This window comes from Allobaculum fili (genome assembly GCF_020969955.1).
GTDB classification, from domain to species: Bacteria; Bacillota_I; Bacilli_A; order Erysipelotrichales; family Erysipelotrichaceae; genus Allobaculum; species Allobaculum fili.
The window spans coordinates 1-19,795 of the sequence record NZ_JAHDSX010000026.1 but is presented as its reverse complement, the minus strand read 5'-3'; the positions used below and the strand labels follow the sequence as shown (position 1 = coordinate 19,795).

At 51.7% G+C, this 19,795-nt stretch carries 17 protein-coding genes; 6 read left to right on the top strand and 11 right to left on the bottom strand.

Translation table 11 applies throughout. From position 1 onward, the window contains the following. The first annotated feature begins 143 nt into the window (after nt 1-143). Nucleotides 144-1,544 (top strand): MATE family efflux transporter, encoded by a 1,401-nt coding sequence (locus Afil_RS06965; protein ID WP_230267850.1) that lies wholly within the window; start codon nt 144-146, stop codon nt 1,542-1,544. A gap of 177 nt (nt 1,545-1,721) precedes the next feature. On the opposite strand, the gene Afil_RS06960 is transcribed toward Afil_RS06965, so the two are convergent. The 7 genes from Afil_RS06960 to purE all read right to left on the bottom strand — a co-directional run bounded on the left by Afil_RS06960 (nt 1,722) and on the right by purE (nt 12,650). Continuing rightward, nucleotides 1,722-3,389 (bottom strand): formate--tetrahydrofolate ligase, encoded by a 1,668-nt coding sequence (locus tag Afil_RS06960; protein ID WP_230267849.1) that lies wholly within the window; start codon nt 3,387-3,389, stop codon nt 1,722-1,724. Continuing rightward, complete coding sequence (purD, locus tag Afil_RS06955; RefSeq protein WP_230267848.1) at nt 3,389-4,624, bottom strand: phosphoribosylamine--glycine ligase; 1,236 nt, start codon at nt 4,622-4,624, stop codon at nt 3,389-3,391. The genes Afil_RS06960 and purD overlap by 1 nt, the downstream gene beginning before the upstream one ends. 311 nt (nt 4,625-4,935) lie before the next feature. Then, on the bottom strand, nt 4,936-6,468 hold the full coding sequence (purH, locus tag Afil_RS06950) for a bifunctional phosphoribosylaminoimidazolecarboxamide formyltransferase/IMP cyclohydrolase (RefSeq protein WP_230267847.1): 1,533 nt from the start codon (nt 6,466-6,468) through the stop codon (nt 4,936-4,938). An 86-nt stretch (nt 6,469-6,554) separates the two neighbouring features. Next, nucleotides 6,555-7,133, bottom strand: a complete 579-nt coding sequence (gene purN, locus Afil_RS06945; protein WP_230267846.1) for a phosphoribosylglycinamide formyltransferase — start codon at nt 7,131-7,133, stop codon at nt 6,555-6,557. Further along, entirely contained in the window at nt 7,130-8,161 is a 1,032-nt protein-coding gene (gene purM, locus Afil_RS06940; RefSeq protein ID WP_230267845.1) for a phosphoribosylformylglycinamidine cyclo-ligase, read from the bottom strand. Before purM ends, purN begins: the two co-directional genes overlap by 4 nt. Before the next feature lie 279 nt (nt 8,162-8,440). Next, nucleotides 8,441-12,151: a phosphoribosylformylglycinamidine synthase gene (locus Afil_RS06935; protein WP_230267844.1), complete on the bottom strand. Its 3,711-nt coding sequence runs from the start codon at nt 12,149-12,151 to the stop codon at nt 8,441-8,443. Nucleotides 12,152-12,155: 4 nt separating this feature from the next. Then, nucleotides 12,156-12,650 carry a 5-(carboxyamino)imidazole ribonucleotide mutase gene (gene purE, locus Afil_RS06930; RefSeq protein ID WP_230267843.1) on the bottom strand — a complete coding sequence of 165 codons (495 nt, stop codon included), beginning with the start codon at nt 12,648-12,650 and terminating at the stop codon, nt 12,156-12,158. Nucleotides 12,651-12,752: 102 nt separating this feature from the next. Between purE and Afil_RS06925 the strand changes: the two genes are divergently transcribed. The 3 genes from Afil_RS06925 to purB all read left to right on the top strand — a co-directional run bounded on the left by Afil_RS06925 (nt 12,753) and on the right by purB (nt 15,710). After that, a complete protein-coding gene (locus tag Afil_RS06925; protein WP_230267842.1) occupies nt 12,753-13,175 on the top strand; it encodes a hypothetical protein in 423 nt (140 codons plus the stop codon). A 385-nt stretch (nt 13,176-13,560) separates the two neighbouring features. Then, the gene (gene purC, locus Afil_RS06920) at nt 13,561-14,277 is read left to right on the top strand and encodes a phosphoribosylaminoimidazolesuccinocarboxamide synthase (protein ID WP_230267841.1); all 717 of its coding nucleotides are present in this window, start codon (nt 13,561-13,563) and stop codon (nt 14,275-14,277) included. Further along, nucleotides 14,274-15,710: an adenylosuccinate lyase gene (purB, locus tag Afil_RS06915; RefSeq protein WP_230267840.1), complete on the top strand. Its 1,437-nt coding sequence runs from the start codon at nt 14,274-14,276 to the stop codon at nt 15,708-15,710. Before purC ends, purB begins: the two co-directional genes overlap by 4 nt. A gap of 217 nt (nt 15,711-15,927) precedes the next feature. Here the strand turns inward: purB and Afil_RS06910 are convergent, their stop codons facing one another. Next, nucleotides 15,928-16,260: a hypothetical protein gene (locus tag Afil_RS06910; RefSeq protein ID WP_230267839.1), complete on the bottom strand. Its 333-nt coding sequence runs from the start codon at nt 16,258-16,260 to the stop codon at nt 15,928-15,930. A gap of 321 nt (nt 16,261-16,581) precedes the next feature. On the opposite strand from Afil_RS06910, the gene tpx reads away from it, so the two are divergent. Beyond that, nucleotides 16,582-17,070 carry a thiol peroxidase gene (tpx, locus tag Afil_RS06905; protein WP_230267838.1) on the top strand — a complete coding sequence of 163 codons (489 nt, stop codon included), beginning with the start codon at nt 16,582-16,584 and terminating at the stop codon, nt 17,068-17,070. 299 nt (nt 17,071-17,369) lie between these two features. Further along, a complete protein-coding gene (locus Afil_RS06900) occupies nt 17,370-17,927 on the top strand; it encodes a restriction endonuclease PLD domain-containing protein (protein WP_230267837.1) in 558 nt (185 codons plus the stop codon). Nucleotides 17,928-18,152: 225 nt separating this feature from the next. On the opposite strand, the gene rplT is transcribed toward Afil_RS06900, so the two are convergent. The 3 genes from rplT to infC are packed head-to-tail and all read right to left on the bottom strand — an operon-like array spanning nt 18,153 to nt 19,346. Then, complete coding sequence (rplT, locus tag Afil_RS06895; RefSeq protein ID WP_230267836.1) at nt 18,153-18,509, bottom strand: 50S ribosomal protein L20; 357 nt, start codon at nt 18,507-18,509, stop codon at nt 18,153-18,155. A gap of 27 nt (nt 18,510-18,536) precedes the next feature. Continuing rightward, nucleotides 18,537-18,731 carry a 50S ribosomal protein L35 gene (gene rpmI / locus Afil_RS06890; RefSeq protein ID WP_230267835.1) on the bottom strand — a complete coding sequence of 65 codons (195 nt, stop codon included), beginning with the start codon at nt 18,729-18,731 and terminating at the stop codon, nt 18,537-18,539. Between the two features lie 15 nt (nt 18,732-18,746). Then, nucleotides 18,747-19,346: a translation initiation factor IF-3 gene (gene infC, locus Afil_RS06885; RefSeq protein WP_230267834.1), complete on the bottom strand. Its 600-nt coding sequence runs from the start codon at nt 19,344-19,346 to the stop codon at nt 18,747-18,749. Between the last annotated feature and the right edge of the window lie 449 nt (nt 19,347-19,795).

Below are 19,795 nucleotides of genomic sequence, written 5' to 3'. Positions count from 1 at the left end.
GGCTTTCTATTTCATAAACCATATCAATTTGATATGGCTTGAATATCAATACAATATTTTACATATGGCTTTTCTTCTGGATAATGAGTAACGGGTTTGAAAAATCCTTTAAGAAAGGTATGGAAAGAAAGGAATTGAAACGTATGAACAAGGATCTGACGGTCGGAAAACCGTCGAAAGTGCTCTGGCAGTTCTGTCTTCCCCTGTTTGGAAGCATTCTGTTTCAGCAGCTTTACAATATCGCCGACAGTTTTGTCGCCGGACGATTTATTGGCGAAAACGCGCTGGCCGCAGTCGGCAACAGCTACGAAATCACGCTCATTTTCATCGCGTTCGCGTTCGGATGCAATATCGGCTGCTCGGTCGTCGTCTCCCGTCTGTTCGGCTCGAAGCAGTACCGGGATTTAAAAACGGCTGTCACGACAACGATTGCCGCCAGCGGCGTGCTTTGTGCGGTACTCATGCTGATCGGTTTTGTCGGCTGTCAGTTTCTGCTCGAGCTGATCAACACGCCGCAAAGCGTCATGGCCGATTCCATGGTGTATCTCGACATTTACTGCCTGAGTCTTCCCTTTGTCTTTTACTACAATGTTGCGACCGGCATTTTCTCGGCGCTGGGCGATTCCAAAACGCCGTTTCTTTTTCTGGCCGGTTCTTCCTTAAGCAACATCGCCGTCGATATTTTGTCTGTAACGGCCTTTGACATGGGCGTAGCCGGTGTGGCCTGGGCGACGCTGATCTGCCAGGGTGTCAGCTGCGTGCTCGCCATTGTATATGTCTTCAAGCGGCTTCATACACTTCCTCATTCGGGAAAAGCCCCCTTCTTTTCCTGGCGCATTCTTCAGCAGATTTCCGTCATCGCCATTCCAAGCATCCTCCAGCAAAGCTTCATTTCGGTCGGCAACATCGTGATTCAGGGCGCGATCAACGGGTTTGGCGCCAGTGTCATGGCCGGCTACAGCGCTTCGATCAAGCTGAACAATCTGGTCATCACCTCTCTGACGACGCTTGCCAACGGTATTTCCAACTATACGGCGCAAAACATCGGCGCAAACAAGCTTCATCGCATTCGCGCCGGCTTCAACGCCGGGCTTCGTCTAGTCTGGGGCATCTGCCTTCCCCTCTTTCTGGCGTACTTTTTCATCGGCGACCGGCTGCTTCTGCTCTTTCTCCAGCATCCAAACGGCGAAGCGATGCAGACGGGCATCGAAATTTTACGCATTCTTTCTCCGTTCTACTTCATCGTTTCCGCCAAGCTCGTCGCCGACGGCATTTTACGCGGAGCGGGCCAGATGGGAAAATTCATGATTTCCACGTTTGCGGATCTGATTTTGCGCGTCGGTCTGGCACTCATTCTTTCCGCCACCGCTCTCGGTTCAACCGGCATCTGGCTGGCGTGGCCGTTTGGCTGGTCGGCCGGTGCCGTTCTTTCCCTGCTCTTTTACCGCAATGGGCCCTGGTTTAAACACGGTAAGTACGAAGAAGGAAACGATACCCTCGAAGACGAAATCGAAGCGACCGAAACCGAGCTGGCGATTGAGTGAGGCAGGTTTTCTTCCAAACGAAAAAATGCAGTTTCGCGGATTTTGCGTCCGTCGAAACTGCATTTTCTTTTTGCGTATTGAATTTGAATTCTTGGTCCCTTCGAAGATCGATTTCATCGAGGATCGGTTTCCTCGATCCAGTTTCGTATCTTCGTTAGGCTGCGAGAATTATTTGGCTTAGAACAGCCCTTTGATCTTGCCGTTTTCGTCGATGTCCATATCGAGCGCGCTTGGATGCGGCGGCAAACCCGGCATCGTCAGAACCTTGCCCGTCAGAGCAACCACAAATCCGGCGCCCAGAGACGGACGCAACTCACGCACGGTAATAGCAAAGCCTTTCGGTGCGCCCATGCGTTTAGGATCGTCGGTCAGAGACATCTGCGTCTTGGCCATGCAGACGGGCAGCTTGTCCCAGCCGTATTTCTTGAATTCTTCGATCTGCGCTTTGGCTTCGTCGGTGAATTCGACATGATCGGCGCCATACACTTTTTGTGCGATGGTCGTGATCTTGTTTTCGATCGAATCCTTTTCGTCGTAAAGTACGTGGAAGTCGTTTTCCTGATCGCAGAGATCCACTACCTTTTCGGCCAGATCGAGCGCGCCTTCGCCGCCTTTGGCCCATACCTGGGAAAGGGAGAGCGGATGACCGTTTTCGTTGCACCATGCTTCGAGTGCCGCAATTTCAGCCGGCGTATCGGATTCGAACTGGTTGATGGCGACAATGCACGGCAGTCCAAACTGATGGATCGTGTCGATGTGCTTAGCCAGGTTGGCACAGCCTTCCAGCATAGCCGGAATGTTTTCTTCCTTGAGATCTTCAAAGGCTACGCCGCCATGCTGCTTAAGAGCACGGATCGTAGCAACAAGAACAACGGCGTTTGGATGAAGATCGGCCAGACGGCACTTGATATCGAGGAACTTTTCCGCGCCGAGATCCGCGCCAAATCCGGCTTCGGTTACGACGTAATCAGCCAGTTTCAGCGCCGTTTTCGTTGCGATAACGGAGTTGCATCCGTGAGCGATATTCGCGAACGGGCCGCCATGAACGAGAACCGGGTTGTGTTCGAGCGTCTGTACGAGGTTTGGCTTCACGGCGTCTTTCATGACCATAGCCATGGCGCCTTCACACTTCAGATCACGGACATAGACCGGATCGCCGGAATGGTTGAAGCCGATGAGCATGTCGCCAAAGCGCTTTTTCAGATCCATCAGATCGTCCGCCAGACAGAGCGCGGCCATGATTTCGGAGGCAACAGTAATGTTGAAACCGTCCTTGCGTTCGATGCCGTTGACTTTGGAACCCATGCCGATTTCAATTTCGCGCAGGGTGCGGTCATTCATGTCGAGGCAGCGCTTGAACGTAATGCGATCCTTGTCGAGATCGAGTTCGTTGCCCTGATACATATGGTTGTCGATCATCGCGCAAAGCAGGTTGTTCGCGGTCGTGATCGCATGCATGTCGCCGGTAAAGTGCAGGTTCAGATCTTCCATTGGAACAACCTGAGCATAGCCGCCGCCAGCCGCGCCGCCTTTCAGACCGAAAACCGGACCTAAGGACGGTTCGCGCAGGGCGATCATCGTTTTCTTGCCTAAACGATTGAGGGCATCGCCAAGACCGACGGTCGTGGTGGATTTGCCTTCGCCGGCTTTCGTCGGGTTGATGGCGGTAACGAGAATGAGCTTGCCGTCTTTATTTTGGGAAAGATCGAGCGTATTCAGATCGATTTTTCCTTTCGTTTTTCCATACGGTTCAATTGCATCGAGATCGATGTCCGCTTTTGCGGCAATGACATCAATCGGTTCCAGGACGCATTCCTGTGCAATTTCCAGATCGCTTTTAGCCATTAGTCCAGATCCTTTCTTCCGATATCGTTTCGATAGAACAGCGCATCGGATTTCACATGTTTCAAGTCCGCGTACGTTTTTTCCATGGCCTCTTCGAGCGTATCCGCGAGGTTGACGAGCATGAGTACGCGGCCGCCGTTGGTGTACAGGTTTCCGTCTTCTCCTTTCGTTCCCATGTGGTAAATCAGAGAATCGGTATCTTCGAGGCCTTCAATCAAGGCGCCTTTGGTGGACGAAGCCGGATAGCCGGTGGAGGCCAGAACGACACCATGGCTCGTTTTGTCGGTCCATTTCAGTTCCGGTTTTCTGCCATCCATAACATCGAGAATCGCCTGAAGGAAGTCGCTTTCCAGGCGGCAGAGAATGACTTCGGCTTCCGGATCGCCGAAGCGGGCGTTGAATTCGATTGTCTTGATGCCGTCTTCGGTAACCATCAGACCGCCGTACAGAAAGCCGGTAAACGGAACGCCTTCGGCCTGCAGCGCTTTGGCCATCGGCTTCATGATCGCTTCCATCGTGGTGTTGACGAGCTCCGGCGTAATTTTGCGGACCGGAGAATAGCTGCCCATGCCGCCGGTGTTCGGACCGGTATCGTTGTCGCCTACGCGCTTGTGGTCCTGCGCGCATTCGAGCGGAACGACGAGATCGCCGTTAACCAGGGCGATCAGGGAAAACTCAAAGCCTTCGAGATAGTCTTCAATAACGACTGCATTGTCTTCGATCGCAAAGGCGATCTCCAGCGCTTCAAGCGCATCTTCGATATTCATGGCTACGGTCACGCCTTTGCCGGCTTTCAGACCGTTTTCCTTAATGACGATTGGGGCGCCGTGTTCGAGCACGTAGGCTTTCGCGGATTCAAGATCGTGGAACGTTTCGTACGCCGCTGTCGGGATATCGTATTTTTTCATCAGCGACTTGGCAAAGTCCTTGGACGATTCCACCTGGGCTGCGCCCTGGGTCGGTCCAAACACTTTGAGATTGCGGGCGAGGAATTCATCCGCCAGGCCGGCAGCCAGCGTATTTTCGGGGCCGACAATGGTCAGATCGATGCCGTTATTTTGCGCAAAGTCCGCGAGTCCTTTTACGTCATCGGCTTTGATGTTCACGTTTTCGCCGATCTGTCCCATGCCCGGATTGCCCGGTGCGCAGTACAGTTTTTCGCAAAGCGGCGATTTGGAAGCGGCCAGAGCGAGCGCGTGCTCTCTTCCGCCGGTTCCAATGACGAGTACTTTCATAAAATCACCTCATATTAGCAGGATCTGCAGAAACTGCAGATAAGTTTTCATTTTAACCGCTCCGCCAGAACGCGGGACGGTCTGGTTTTCATTCAGATCAGACACTCTGTTCTGGAGACTCTCTTCTCACCTCTGGTTTTCTCCCGGTTTCGCTTTGGAAATTTGTCCGGAAAGACGATGGAAGACGGCCAGAATGAGAGACACAGGGAGCTGAACGCTTCAGTTCCCTGTGTAAATGGTAAAGGCAGCAGGCCGCGATCAAATCCTCGTCTGGCCCGGTCTGTCTTTGTGAATCCTAAGTTGAGTAAAGATTAGTGCTTGAAGTGACGGATGCCGGTGAAGACCATCGCGATGCCGTGCTGGTTGCATTCGTCGATGCTCAGCTGATCCTTGATGGATCCGCCCGGCTGAATGATGGCGGTCACGCCGGCTTTTACCGCTTCTTCCACGGTATCGGGCATCGGGAAGAAGGCATCGGAAGCCATAACGGAACCTTTCGCCTTTTCGCCGGCCTGTTCGATGGCGATTTTCGCCGCGCCGACACGGTTCATCTGTCCGGCACCGACGCCGATCGTCTGGTTGTCCTTGACGAGAACGATCGCGTTGGATTTCACGTGCTTTACGATGTTCCAGCCAAAGAGGAGCTGTTCGAGTTCTTCTTCGGTCGGTTTACGGGTTGTCGGGCATGTCAGATCTTCAACGCGCAGGCGATGGGTATCCATTTCCTGAACGAGCAGACCGTCGTTGACGTTCGTGTACTTGAGGGTGTTGCTGGGCTCGAGGGTGGTGTCGAGTTCAAGCAGACGGATGTTTTTCTTGCGAGTCAGAATTTCCATGGCTTCATCCGTAAAGCCCGGTGCAATGATGATTTCCAGGAAGATTTTGGACAGTTTGTCTGCAAGTTCCGCATCGACTACGTCGTTGAGCGCGACAATGCCGCCGAAGATGGAAACCGGGTCCGCATCGTAGGCTTTATCCCACGCTTCGTTGATCGTGGCGCCGATGCCGACACCGCAGGGGTTCATATGTTTCAGGCCGACTGCCGCTTTCTGGCCTTCGAAATCCTTGAGAACTTCGATGGCTGCGTTACCGTCCTGGATGTTGTTGTAGGAAAGTTCCTTGCCGTGCAGCTGTTTCGCGTTGGCCAGCGAATACTGCGGCTTCATGCCTTTGTAGAAGGCGGCCTTCTGGTGCGGGTTTTCGCCGTAGCGCAGATCCTGCACTTTATCGAAGGTGATCGTCATGCTTTCCGGGAATTCTTCACCGGTACGTGAAGTCAGGTAGTCAGCGATCATCGCATCGTAGCGTGCAGTGTGACGGAATACTTTGGCCGCGAGCTTTTCACGGGTATCGAGCGTCGTTTCGCCGTTTTCCTTCAGTTCATTGAGAACTTTGTCGTAGTCGGCTGGATCGCAGAGAACCGGAATGAAGCGGTAGTTCTTGGATGCGGAGCGCAGCATGCTTGGACCGCCGATGTCGATGTTTTCGATGATTTCGGCATGGCTTACGCCTTCTTTCTGTACCGTTTCCTTAAAGGGGTACAGATTGACGCAGACTAAATCGATGTCTTCAATGCCAAGATCGCGGATGGCTTTGACATGTTCCGGATTGTCGCGTACGCAAAGCAGGGCGCCGTGAACGGCGGGATGCAGGGTTTTAACACGGCCGTCCATAATTTCCGGAAAGCCGGTGACATCGGAAATCGAAATGGTTTCGATGCCCGCATTTTCAAGAGTCCGACGGGTTCCACCGGTGGAAATGATCTCGTAGCCAAGATCTTTTAATCCCTGGGCAAAATCGGTCAGACCGGTTTTGTCCGAAACGCTGATCAGTGCTCGTTTCATTTTTTTCTCCTTTATTTTTCTCGAATCAATCTCTGTTCAGGACAGTCGCTTCTGTCCTGAATTTTTGTGAATTTCTATTCGAAGACTCAGTCTTTTGCCGAAAGAATCTTTACGGCCTCGTTAATGCCTTTATAAAACGTCTCGTATTCCGCAGCGTGCACGGCGGTTTCCAGCTCTTCCAAGGACCAGTCTGGATTGACCGGCACTTCCTTCTGCAAGATCACCGGACCGGTATCGACGCCTTCATCAATGAAGTGCACCGTAACGCCGGTCACTTTCGCTTTGGCTTCATAGGCATCCTGAATGGCGTGCGCCCCTTTGAAACTGGGAAGCAGCGCCGGATGCAGATTGACGATGCGGCCTTTATATGCGCCTAGCAGCGTATCGGAGACGATTTTCATGTAGCCGGACAAAATGAGCAGATCCGGATTGTACGTTTTGAGCCAGTCTAAAATCTGTCGTTCGTAGTCGGCTTTATTTTCGCAGTCCTTTAAGGCGATGCATTTGGACGGCAGATTCCAGTTTTTCGCGCGCTCGAGCGCATAGGCGCCGGGCTTGTCGCAAAACAGCGCGTCGATTTTCACATCGAGGCGGCCGTCCTTCTGTGCTTCCATCAGGGCTTCAAAGTTTGTGCCCGATCCGGAAGCGAACACGACGGCGTTCATCGGTGGAGTTCAACCTTTCCGGAATCCGTCACTTCGCCGATCTCATACGCCGGCTGATCGTGCTCAGCCAGGATGGAAAGAATTTTGTCCTTTTCTTCTTCTGGAGCGGCGATCACAAAGCCGATGCCCATGTTGAAGACGTTGTACAGTTCCTGCTCGGAAATGGTCGAGCGCTTCGCAATGAAGTCAAAGATGGCCGGACGTTCAAACGAATTGAGATCGATGGAAACGCCAAGGCCTTCGGGAAGCATTCTCGGAATGTTTTCAAAGAATCCGCCGCCGGTAATGTGAGCCATGCCGTGCAGATCCGCTTTGCCAAAGAGCGCCTTGACCGGCTTGACGTAAATGCGGGTCGGTTCCAGAAGTACGTCGCCGAGCTTTCTTCCGCCCAGTTCTTCAAAGCTTTCGTGCGGATCGAGGTGGTTGTCCTTGAACAGCACTTTACGAACGAGCGAGAAGCCGTTGGAGTGAATGCCGGAAGACGGCAGTCCGATCAGGATATCGCCGGCTTTGACTTTCGTATTGGTCAGCAGGTTTTCACGATCGGCTGCGCCGACGCAGAAGCCGGCAATGTCGTAATGATGAATGTCATACATGTCCGGCATTTCGGCGGTTTCGCCGCCGATCAGCGCGCAGTCGGAAAGCTCACAGCCGTCGGCTACGCCCTTGACGATGCTTTCGATGACTTCCGGATAGTTTTTGCCTACCGCGATGTAGTCGAGGAAGAACAGCGGGGACGCCTGCTGGACGAGTACGTCGTTGACGCACATCGCAACCGCATCGATGCCGATGGTGTCGTGCTTATCCATTTCGAAGGCCATCATCAGCTTGGTGCCAACGCCGTCGGTTCCGGATACGAGCACCGGGTCCTTGAACCCGGCTGCCTTTAAGTCAAACATGCCGCCAAACGCACCGATGGAATCCATGGCGCCAGGCACTTTCGTGCGGGCAACATGGGATTTGATGCGGCGGACACTGTCGTAGCCAGCTTCGAGATCGACGCCGGCTTCTTTATATTGATCAGCCATTTTCATTTTCCTTTCTTTATTCCGTGAGGAAGGAATGTTTCGTTGTTGAAATTTTTCTGGTTACTCTGTCCGGGATTTCCTCCAGAAGACGATCGCTCGGATGGATCGCTTTGGTCAGCCGGACAGGAGGGCAGGCCAGCCGCCGGCCAGGGATCGCAGTTTGCGATGTCGGATATCCGGGTTCAAATCGGACAGGCACGCATTCTGCAATCTGCAGGACAGCAGCTTTTCTTTCTATTTTTTATGTGGATTATCGCAAGCGAGGTTTGCAGCGGAGGGCTAGTCTTTTTCCTTATGGGTGAAGAACCGGACGCCGCTGGCGAAGATGTCCTGATCGCGGTTTCCGGAAATGTTCTGGAACAGACCCGGTTCGTAGCGTTCGCTGTGGCCCATCTTTCCGAAGATCATGCCGTCTTTGGAAAGGACGCCTTCGATGGCGAGCATTGATCCGTTGAGGTTGTCTTCCACATTCATGGACGGTTCGCCGTTTTCATCAACGTACTGCGTCGCGATCTGGTGGTTGTCGATCATCTCCTGCAGCAGTTCAGGGTCGGCCATGAATTTGCCTTCGCCATGGCTGAGCACGATCGAGAACGTGTCGCCGGCATCGAAATCCTGCAGCCACGGAGAATTATTCGAGGTGATGCGGGTGCGCGCAACGCGGGAAACGTGGCGGTTGATGTCGTTGCGGAAAAGCGTAGCGAGCTCTTCGCCGTTTTTGTTCAGATCGCCAAACGGAAGCAGACCGGATTTGACGAGCGCCTGGAATCCGTTGCAGATGCCGAGAATCAGACCTTCGCTGGCACGCATCGTATCGAGCGCGTTTTTGATTTTTTCGTTTTTGAGAACGGAAACGATGAACTTGCCGGAGCCGTCCGGTTCATCGGCCAGCGAGAAGCCGCCGACGATCATGAAGATCTGCGCCTTTTCAATGGCTTTGGCCAGCATGTCGATCGATTCGTTAATGTGATCGACATCCAGGTTGTTGAAGACGATCGTCTGCACTTCCGCACCGGCGCGGCGGAATTTTTCCGCGGTATCGAATTCGCAGTTCTGTCCTGGGAAGACCGGAATGACAACGAGCGGTTTATCGTATTTCACTTTGGAATAGCGCTTCTCAGAAGAATAGGTTGAAACGGCTTTGGCTTTCTGTGCGTCTTTTTCTGTTCTGGCGGGCGCTTCAGTCGGATAGAGACGGGCGTAGCGTTCGCTCCAGGCGGCATAGGCCTGCGCGAGGCTTTCCGTTTTTTCATTGAGCGTGATGTCCTGGGCTTTGGTCGTATGGCCTAAAAGAATCCAGTTGTCGCGGTCGATGTCTTCCGTCGTTTCGACAACAATCGAGCCGATGCCAAATCCAAACGGATCGTCGACACTGGCATTGACGCCGATTTCGTTGCCAAACGCCATGATCGCCAGAGCGGCCCCGACACCGCCATCCTTGACGATGCGGGCTGCAGCGATATGGCCGTTTTCGTTTTCTTCCTGAATGGAGGCGAAATTGTGCTTGAGCTGTTCGTAGTTCGGGCTGCCGTCCTTTTCAGGAATATGACGAACCAGATAAATCAGATGACCCGGCTCCTTAAAGGCGGAAGAGATCACATGATCGGTATCGGTAACGGCTGTGGCGAATGTGATCAGCGTGGGCGGAACGTGAATATCGTTGAACGTACCGCTCATCGAGTCCTTGCCGCCGATGGCCGGCGTTTCAAATTCCATTTCGGCTTTGACCAGACCGAGCAGCGCCTGCAGCGGATAGCCCCATTTGTCTGGATCGAAACCGAGACGTTCAAAGTATTCCTGATTGGACAGACGGGCAGTGAGCGGATCAAAGCCGAGCGCGCTCAGACGGGCGAGGGCTTCGACAACGGAGTACTGCGCGCCAAGCCATGGCGAGAAGCGGGAAAGCTTCGGATCAAAACCGTAGGTCATCGCTGAGCACGTTGTCGTAAATCCGCGTACCGGCAGTTTCTGTACGGAACCGATTTCCGGAGTGTGCTGCGTCTTTCCGCCAAACGGCATGAGCACGGTGCTCTTGCCGATCGAAGCATCGAACATTTCGGAAAGACCGCGCTGGTTTGCGGTATTGTCTTCGGCGAGCGCTTCATCAAGCGTTTTCTCACTGGAAACGAATGGATTGCATTCGCTTTCGCCTTCGAGAATGGTGACATCAACTTTCTGACGGACACCGTTGGTATCGAGGAAGGAACGGTCGAGATCGACGATCGTATCGCCTCGCCATTTCATAACGAGGCGGTTTGTATCGGTTACGGTGGCGACCTGAACGGCGTTCAGGTTTTCCTTTTCGCATTCTTTCAGGAAGGCTTCTTTATCTTCGGCAGCAATGCAGACGGCCATGCGCTCCTGACTTTCGGAAATCGCCAGTTCTGTGCCGTCGAGGCCGGCGTATTTTACAGGTACCGCATCGAGATCAATATCGAGGCCGTCAGCCAGTTCGCCGACTGCGACGGAAACACCGCCGGCGCCAAAGTCATTGGCTTTCTTGATCAGACGGGTCGCATCCGGATTGGAAAACAGACGCTGCAGCTTGCGCTCCATAAGCGCGTTGCCCTTCTGTACTTCGGACGAGCATGTATCCAGAGACTGGTCATTGTGTTCTTTGGAAGATCCGGTCGCGCCGCCGATGCCGTCGCGCCCGGTTGCGCCGCCGATGTAAATGATCACATCGCCCGGCTGCGGCTTTTCGCGTTTGACATGATTTTTCGGGGCGGCACCGATGACACCGCCGACTTCCATGCGCTTGGCGGTATAGCCGGGATCAAACAGTTCTTCAACGTAGGTGGTCGCCAGACCGATCTGGTTTCCGTAGGAGGAATAGCCTTTGGCCGCGGTTTTGGAAATTTTGGACTGCGGCAGCTTGTGTTCGAGCGTATCAGCAAGCGGTGCGGTAACATCGCCGGCACCGGTAATGCGGACGGCCTGATAAACGTAGCTGCGTCCGGAGAGCGGGTCGCGGATCGCGCCGCCGATGCAGGTGCTGGCGCCGCCGAACGGTTCGATTTCGGTCGGGTGGTTATGGGTTTCGTTTTTGAACATGAGCAGCCAGGGCTGTTTCGTTCCGTTGACGTCGACTTCGATTTCAATGGAGCAGGCGTTGATTTCATCGCTCACTTCCTGATCGTCGAGCTTGCCGCGCTTGCGCAGCGTACGGCCGGCGATGGTAGCGAGATCCATCAGCGTAATCGGCTTTTCTTCCCGTCCGGTTTCGGCACGCAGATCCAGATACTGGTTCCACGCGTCTTCAATCTGTTTTCCAAACGTATCGTTTTTGAAATCGACCGACTGAAGAATGGTTTCAAATGTCGTATGGCGGCAATGATCGGACCAGTACGTATCAAGAACGCGGATTTCCGTCAGGGACGGATCGCGTTTTTCCTCCTCTTTAAAATAGGACTGAACGAAAACGAGATCTTCGAGCGACATGGCCAGACCAAGCGATTCGCGCAGACCCTCGAGTTCTTCTTCGCTCATTTTGGTAAAGCCTTCAACGGTCGGTACGTCCTGAATGTCGATGCTCTGGGAGTCATCGAGCACATCCATGTTCTTCCTGCGGGCTTCGACCGGGTTGATCATGTAGGCTTCAATTTCTTCTGCCTGCTTGTCGTCGAGGTTTTCCATGACGAGCAGCGTTCCGGAGTGAATGCGTACATCCTGACGGCTGTTGAGCAGCATCAGACACTGCATGGCGGAATCGGCACGCTGGTCATACTGACCGGGCAGATATTCCATGGCCAGCGTGTACTTGCCTTCGGTATCGACATGATCGAGCACTTCGTCGATTGCCGGTTCAGCAATAACCTGACCTTCGAGAAGGGCGAGATCGTCGTCATCGGCATTGAAAATGTCGTAAATGACGTACTGATCGAGATGGAAATCGTCGCGCAGACCGAGATCGGTGCGCAGCGTTTCTTCCAGCGACCGGCTTTCGACCTGAAAAGCCGGTTTTTTGCGAATAAATCGGCGGGTATTCATTTCTTTATTCTTCCTCCAGAACGGATCCAGCGAGCACAGTGGCTTTCTGCTCTTCCTTGAAGCGGGTGATGATTTCGGCCATTTTCGGATCGGCCAGCGCCAGCATCTGTCCAGCGAGCACAGCCGCGTTTTTCGCCCCGGCTTTACCGATGGCAACCGTAGCAACCGGAACGCCGGCCGGCATCTGAACGGTGGACAGCAGCGAGTCCATGCCGCCTAATGCCGAAGTCTGCATCGGAATGCCGATGACCGGCAGAATGGTCGAGCTGGCGAGTACGCCGGCTAAATGCGCGGCACCGCCTGCAGCAGCAATAATGACCTGAATTCCCTTCTCAGCCGCTGTGCGCGACAGCTCGAGAACCGCATCCGGCGTACGATGTGCAGAAAGTACGCGGACTTCGTACGGGATTTCCAGTGCCTTGAGCTGATCCAGACACGCCTGCATGACAGGCAGATCCGAACGGCTTCCCATGACAACCAGGACTTTTTTATCGTTCATACATTTCCTCCCGCCCCTGTGGGCAATGAAAAAGCATGCCGGGTTTGTTTGAGCGGCATGCTGAAAATAGCGTTTTCGTTTTTACTTTTGTTCACTAAAGTCATGACCATAACCTTAATCCTCCAAAAGCCGCATGGGGTGACCCCCTTGCGAGGTTATGGTATGCAAAAGGAAAATTCTTTTCAACGGCATCTGATTGGGCCAGCCGGCAAAACAGGGAGAATTCGGGCAAAAAAACTGAAATCCCTACATTTGATCCAAAAATATACCGCTTACGTTTTTTATGAAAATATTTTCATAGCCGTGCGTTTTTCTTTCCACACCGGTTTTCTTCCCGGACACCTCCGCTTTATCGACACCCTCAGAAAAGATTCGACAGAAGCCGCAGCACTTCCATTGGCCCAGACGGGCGATTTTTTTGTGAACCGGCTGAATCGGCCGTACGCCATTCCTGGAACAGGCCGTATACCAGACATCCTGCAAAAGGTTTTAAAGACCAGCTCAGAAATACCGTTCAGAATATAGAGAAGGCACAGAAGAGATCGGGAAAATCCAGAAAGTGATCGGGAAGATCCGAAAATCTGGAAAGAATATCGAATAGACATAAAACACATATGGATGCGGTTTACCGGTTTTGCCGCCTGTTCCCTCCTTTACCAATATTTCAAAGCCAGATTCCAAATGCGCAAAACCGGATAGCAGAGAGAGGAAAGGCACATCGGTCTTTTACTGAATTTCGTACTGAATTTCGTACTGAAATTTTTCCATACAACTTTCATGAAATCGTTTCATTCCTTTGCGGGTAATGGGAAATGAATGAAAAATGGAAACGGTCCGGCCAATCCAAACAGGGTTTGGTTGAAAGAAGATGGGGGCCGGCTATAATGTAGGCGTTTGTTAAGGAGGAACTATGGAAGAAAAAGAAATGCTCTATGAGGGCAAAGCAAAAAAAGTGTATGCCTGTGAGGATCCCGATCTGGTCATCGTCGACTATAAGGACGATGCGACCGCGTTCAACGGTCTGAAAAAAGGAACGATCAAAGGCAAAGGCGCCATCAACAACCGCATGACGAACTACCTGATGAAGATTCTGGAAACCAAAGGCGTTCCCACTCATCTTGTCGAAGAAATCGACGACCGCAAAACGGTTGTAAAGAAAGTGGATATCATCCCTCTCGAAGTCATTATCCGCAACAAAGCTGCCGGCTCGTTCTCCAAGCGTCTGGGCATCCCGGAAGGCAGCGAACTGAAATGTTCCACCCTTGAATTCAGCTACAAGGACGACGATCTGGGCGATCCGCTGATCAACTCCTACATGGCCCGCGCCATCGGAGCTGCAACAGAGGAAGAAATCGAAACCATCACCAAGTACGCATTCCAGGTCAACGAAGTGCTGAAAGAATTCTTTGCCTCCATCGGCATCGAACTCATCGACTTCAAACTTGAATTCGGTAAAACAAAAGACGGACAGATCGTTCTGGCCGACGAAATCTCTCCGGATACATGCCGCTACTGGGATATGAAGACCGGCGCACATCTCGATAAGGATACGTTCCGCCGCGACCTTGGCAATCCGGAAGGCGCTTATCAGGAAGTCTTCAAACGCATGGGGTTTGACGCCGAATGAGCAGCCATACAGAATACCAGTCCCCGCTTTCCCAGCGCTACGCATCGCCGGAAATGAAATATCTCTTTTCCGAAGAAAAGAAATTCCAGACGTGGAGAAAGCTCTGGATCGCTCTTGCCGAAGCCGAACAGGAACTCGGTCTCGATATTACCGATGAGCAGATCGCTCAGCTTAAAGAACACGCTAAGGACATCAACTACGAAGATGCCAAGGCCCGTGAGAAAATCGTTCGCCACGACGTCATGTCTCACGTCTACGCCTACGGTCTGCAGGCTCCGGAAGCCAAGGGAATCATTCACCTGGGCGCTACCAGCTGCTACGTCGGCGACAACACGGATCTGATCGTCATGCATGAAGGCCTCGAACTCATTCAGGCCAAAATTGCGGCGGTTCTTGCCCGTCTTAAAAAATTCGCCCTGGAATACAAGGACATGCCGGCGCTTGCCTTTACGCATTTCCAGCCCGCACAGCCGACGACCATCGGCAAGCGCGCTTCCTTATGGGCCCAGGATCTCGTCATGGACTACGAAGAGATCACCTGGCTGCTCGAACATAAGAAACTGCTCGGTCAGAAAGGAACGACCGGTACACAGGCTTCCTTCCTGGAACTGTTTGACGGCGATTCCAAAAAAGCCGCCCGCATCGATGAGCTGATCTGCAAGAAGATGGGCTACGATGACTGGTTTGCGGTAAGCGGTCAAACCTATCCGAGAAAATACGATACCCGCGTGCTGCAGGCGCTCTCTGGCGTAGCGCAGTCCGCGCACAAGTTCTCCAATGACCTGCGTCTTCTCCAGCATAAGAAAGAAATGGAAGAGCCTTTTGAAAAAGGTCAGATCGGTTCTTCCGCCATGGCCTACAAACGCAACCCGATGCGCAGCGAGCGCATGGCTGCCCTGGCCAACTACGTTCTTGCGGATACGATGAACCCAGCTATTACTGCTTCTACACAGTGGTTCGAACGTACGCTCGACGATTCCGCCAACAAGCGCATCGCCGTAGCCGAAGCGTTCCTGGCCACCGATGGCATTCTCGACCTCTACCTGAACATCACCGACGGTCTGGTCGTTTATCCGAAAGTCGTTGAAGCTGACTTGCGCCGCGAGCTGCCGTTCATGGCGACCGAGAACATCATGATGGATGCGGTAAAAGCCGGAGGCGACCGTCAGGAACTGCACGAAGCTATCCGTGTTCATTCCATGGAAGCCGCTCGTCAGGTTAAGGAATTCGGCCGTGAAAACGATCTGCTCGAACGCATTGCGGCAGACGATCGTTTCCCGCTGACGATGGACGAACTCGAAGCCCGCATGAATCCTTCCCTCTACGTTGGACGTGCGCCGGAACAGACCGAAGAGTTCTTCAAGAACGTCGTCGATCCAATTCTCGCTAAGCATCCGGAAGCCGAACAGCTCGATGCCGAGATCAATGTCTGATCGAAGGATCGTTCGGATCTGCGCGAAATCTCAGACTTAAAATCACCTGGCACAAAAAACACTAACGTATAAAAAAGGAAACACCGGAGCATCCCCTCCTAGAATCTGGCCTGCGCCAGATCCTTCAGGATTGTTCCGGTGTTTTTGTGTGTATTCACGTGGTTCTGAGTGTGTGGGGTTGGGCCGAAATTTATGTGGACGAATTTCGCGGCTGCCCTTATCTCTGCGCTTTCGCGGAAACCTGACCAGGTTCGAGCGATTCCTTGAGATAGCCGATCATGCCTTCCTTCTGGGTCGGACTCATGAACTGTGCGAAATAGTCGTACATCGATACTACGGGGACGAAGAGGCGTGTCAGGGAATTCTTGTGGTAATCAAAACCATCTACGCGCAGAATTCCTTCACTGATCAGACGCCGGATGGCGGCGAGCAGTGTATTCCGGTTCAGGTTCGGGTTCGCCTCAAGAATATCGCTGAACGAAGCTGGTTTATCCAGCTGCCACATGGTCATCATAATTTCGAATTCCTTTTTGGAGAGAATCTTGTTCATAGCGGTTACTTCCTTATTCCTTTATCTTTTTTTGCCAAGAAGAGCGAGGAGGGTCTTCTTCTGAGCCGTTAAAAACCACAGTATACTGAACTATAGTGCAGAGATGAAATGATTTGCCCAAAAATAAGAGCTTACCTTTTCATACGTGTGACTATACATTCAGCTTGCTGTAATCTTAATTTTACGCTTATTATTTAAATCATTAAAGATTGTATTCCACACAAAATTCTATGAAATCACAACTTATTAGGGCAATCTTCTGATTTTCATACAATTTTCTGGGAAAATATAATAGTTATATTTTTAAATACAGGAGGATCTATGATTACCTTTGGCTCTAAACCGGTTACACTCGAGGGCACGCCGATCAAAACCGGCGATACCTTCCCGTCATTCAAAGCGCTCGATGCCGACTTCAACGAAGTTGAACCCATGAGCAAGTCTGGCAAGACCATCGTGCTTGCGGTACCATCCATCGATACACCCGTCTGCTCGCTCGAGCTGGGCAAGTTCCTTCACTTCATGAATGGAAAACCTGAGGTCCGCGTGATCTCCGTCTCTCAGGATCTTCCCTTCGCGCTCGCCAGATGGAACCGCGATCATGAAAACGATCGGATCGAAACGCTCTCGAACTTCCATCTTGAAGACTTCAGTGCCAAGACCGGCACGAAGATGAAAGAGAACGGTCTGCTCTGCCGCGCAGCATTCGTAGTCGACGAAAACGGAAAGATCATCTATGACGAATACGTCTCCGAAGTCGCAAACGAACCGGATTATGTGGCTCTGCTCGAAGCTGCTGGCCTGCAGTAAGCGCGCTTCCCTTCTCAGCAATTTCTAATGCCTTACTGGCGTACAAAAAGCGGATCTCATTCCGCTTTTTTATTTGGTCTCTCTGGATGCAGCTGTTTTTCGCGGAATCCAGGGAGGGAGTTGATTTTTTTCGTATTGCAGCCAAAACTGAAGATATGTTCTGCTGCATAACCCTGTAACGGATATGTCTTACGGATCAGCAGCTGGAGAAAAATATAAGCAGTCCGATTCGCGTACACAATCCATCTGCCCAGCAGCATAGAGAAATTTCGGACTGAACGATAGAAAGGAGTATCGCTATGGCTTTGCAATATACAAACACTCCAACCATGCCCGCAAAAAAGCCAAAGAAAACATTCCGGGAGCAATTTGACGAAGAAGTAACAAAATCCAGAGGTCTGGCGATCGCGGTCGATGCTGCTTCCGTAGAGAGTCTGCGTGAGCTGGATCACATCATAGATCAGAACCAGATCGAAAACGTGATACTGATTCTTCGCACCTATTGGAACAATGGAGCCCCGAAAGCCGTTCTGGAAGAAGCTTTGCGTCTGGCGGTCAAATGGAAAGCGCGAGGAATTGGAGAGATTCGCCTGGTTCATTCCGTTGACTACCTTGGAAACGTCTATTGCTTTTATTCCAGGCCCGGTTCAAATCCTTTCATCGCATGTGTCGGCTCCGGAAATTTATGCATCCTGGATCCCCTCCCTGCCGCCGACTGGCCATACGAGCTGTCTATATCCACGCGAAAGCCAGAGGATCTCCAATCTCTGGAAGAGGAAATTCAGGAACTTGCTAAACCGATCCATTCCGTCAATCTTCTGGATGTGCGACCAGAGCAGCTCACCCTGCTTACGTAGTATAGCTGCCCTTCCTGGTCCAGATAAGGCTGTTTCCTCCCTCTTATCTTTGAACTCCTCTCAGAGCAAGAGAAATATTCCATACAGAGAAAGAACCCTATATAGGAGCGCATCCAGCATCGCGTAACTGGTTTTCCTCCTACACTGCTTTCACCATTCCAAACAAAAAAGACGTCTCAGGAATGATTTCCTTTGACGTCTTGAATTTGAGATTTCGTTCTGCGATTAAGCGAGAGCAGCTTTAGCTTCTTCTACTACTTTAGCGAAGCCTTCTGCATCATGGATGGCCATTTCCGACAGCATTTTGCGGTTGATGTCGATGTTAGCCAGTCTCAGGCCGTGCATCAGTCTGGAGTAGGAAATATCGTTCATACGTGCAGCCGCATTGATACGAGCGATCCAGATCTTACGCATGTTGCCTTTCAGTTTACGACGGTCGTTGTAAGCGTATTTGAAGCTGTGCATTACCTGCTCATTCGCGGTTTTGTACAGAGTGTGTTTGCTACCAAAATAACCTTTCGCAAGCTTAAGGACTTTTTTTCTTCTTCTGCGGGAAACAATTCCGCCTTTTACTCTTGGCATATTCTATTCTCCTCCTGTTATCCTCAATTACTTCACAAGCATGTCTTTGATACGCTTGTAGTCAGTTGCGTCAACCATTCCGGCTTTGGCCAGATGACGTCTCTGATCTTTTGTCTTGCCGTGGAAACGGTGAGAAGTATAAGCGTGATGTCTTTTCAGTTTTCCCGATCCGGTCTTTTTCACACGTTTGGCCAGACCTCTGTGGCTTTTCATTTTTGGCATGATTTTCTCCTCCTTTTATGGTTTCTCTTTCGGCTCGCTGGCTTGCGCTGCCGGCTTCTTCTTCTGAGGAGCCAGCACGAGAGACATAGTGTTTCCTTCCAGGGAAGGCTTTTTCTCTACAAGGGCGATATCCTTCACTTTATCGAGAAAGTCGTTCATAATCTGACGTCCGACATCCTGTCGGGTCATCATACGTCCGCGGAATCTCATATCAATTTTGACTTTCATCCCCTGCTCGATCCATTTACGAGCCTGGCGGAGTTTCGTTTCAAAATCGTGCGTATCCACGACAGGCGACAGACGGAGGGATTTGAGTTCCACCACGTGCTGTTTCCGTTTGGCTTCCTTTTCTTTTTTCTGCTGCTCGAAATGGTATTTGCCATAGTCGAGAATTTTGCAGACGGCTGGACGAGCTTTGGGAGCTACGCAGAGCAGATCGAGATTCTGTCGATATGCGAGTTCCAGCGCTTCGCGCTTGGATTTGACTCCCAGCTGATTTCCTTTCGCGTCGATGACAAGCACTTCCCGGAAAGGAATCTTTTCATTGAACAGATCGTCATTTACGTTGTTCGGGGCTACTTTTCGATTATTGATAATTGAATACCTTCCTTTCATGAATCCATAAAAAAATGGGCGCAGAGCGCACCCTAATCCTGCTGGTTTCGAATTCTGATCGATTCCGAACTGGCATTAACCCATGCATCCGTATGCATCAGGTGAGAAGGGGCTTCTTCTTTCCATTTCTTACTTGGCAAGTTTATCAAAACCGACCTTTTGTGTCAAGCATGCGCCTCATTTTCCCATAAGAAAAGGGCGGCTGCCTCCCGAGAAATCCAATATCGGTTATTTTATCGCAATTCTCTGTTATGTAAAACCTTTTCTGTGCTGAGCGCAGCTGTATACGGTTACGGGATTTTCAGAGATTTTGCAGGAAAAACGTAAGTGTCAAACAATCGACGGGTATACGCGAGACTGAATATTAGATACGCTAAACGGGATCCCTTTCGAGATCCCGCTTGGCGTATTTTTTATTCTTCATCGTTTTCTTCATACTTCGGATCCGG